2 protein-coding genes are annotated in these 877 nt (G+C 55.3%); both read left to right on the forward strand.

Annotated elements, in window-relative coordinates:
* Window positions 1–199: 199 nt before the first annotated feature.
* Window positions 200–403 carry a co-regulatory protein PtrA N-terminal domain-containing protein gene (locus ACTJKS_RS27995; protein WP_198758125.1) on the forward strand — a complete coding sequence of 68 codons (204 nt, stop codon included), beginning with the start codon at window positions 200–202 and terminating at the stop codon, window positions 401–403.
* A 76-nt stretch (window positions 404–479) separates the two neighbouring features.
* Complete coding sequence (locus ACTJKS_RS28000; RefSeq protein WP_041073199.1) at window positions 480–812, forward strand: DUF2790 domain-containing protein; 333 nt, start codon at window positions 480–482, stop codon at window positions 810–812.
* Window positions 813–877 lie beyond the last annotated feature (65 nt).

Here is an 877-nt window from a genome sequence, read left to right on the forward strand (position 1 = left end):
GCTTTTTTGGATAAAGAGCGGGGCCGCTGCGCGGCCCATCGGGGATAAATCCCCTCGCCACAAGGTATTTCTCAGGCCTGAGATTTTCTGTGTGGCTGCCGTACGTGCCACATTACGAATCTGTAATTCCCCCGCCACCGTCACGAAAGGTACGCCTTGTTACCTTGATCCCGTCAGTTACTTAAACGAGGAATCAACAATGAAAATCGTACAGTTGGGTGCTTTTGTGGTGGCGTTGGCGATGTCTTCCCTGGTCATGGCTGAAGGTGGCGGCGACCGCACGTTCGACCGGATGATGACCAACAACGACCGTTCCATGGAGCTGTTCGTGGCCAAGGAAAAAGCCGCCGGCAACCCGGTGGTGGTCAATGAAAAAACCGTCGACAACCGCAAGAGCCTGTAAGCGACAGCACTTGATCAAGCCCGTCATCGCGCATCGATGCTGGGCTTTTTTATGCCTGGATGGGAAGGAAATGGATATGAAAATACGCAAGTTGATCGCGTTCGCCAGCGTCATGGCGATGTCTTCTCTGGTCATGGCCGAAGGCGGCGGTGACCGCACTTTCGAGCGTGCCTTCAGCGCCAACGCCAAAGCCATGGAGCAATATGCCGCCGAGCAGGGCAAAGCGCCGCCGGTGGTCAAGGAATACGAATACGGGATGAAGCTGGACGTGGTGAAAATCGTCAGCGTGGTGAAGCCGCAGCCGGCTTGCTCGGTGGTCCCGACAGCCATGACCTACGAGGACTCGCAAGGGCAGCTCAATACGCTCAAGTACAGCGTGGCGGGTGTGTGCCGCAACAGTGGTGGCTAATTAATCCCTATCCCTGTAGGAGCTGCCGAAGGCTGCGATCTTTTGATCTTGATCTTAAAATCAAA

Origin of the sequence: Pseudomonas sp. 22189, assembly GCF_052045635.1 — a bacterium.
Lineage (GTDB): Bacteria > Pseudomonadota > Gammaproteobacteria > Pseudomonadales > Pseudomonadaceae > Aquipseudomonas > Aquipseudomonas parakoreensis.

Bases quoted from the DNA above. Each gene is read 5' to 3' on its own strand.
- ACTJKS_RS27995 (WP_198758125.1), top strand. From the start codon at position 200: ATGAAAATCGTACAGTTGGGTGCTTTTGTGGTGGCGTTGGCGATGTCT.
- ACTJKS_RS28000 (WP_041073199.1), top strand. From the start codon at position 480: ATGAAAATACGCAAGTTGATCGCGTTCGCCAGCGTCATGGCGATGTCT.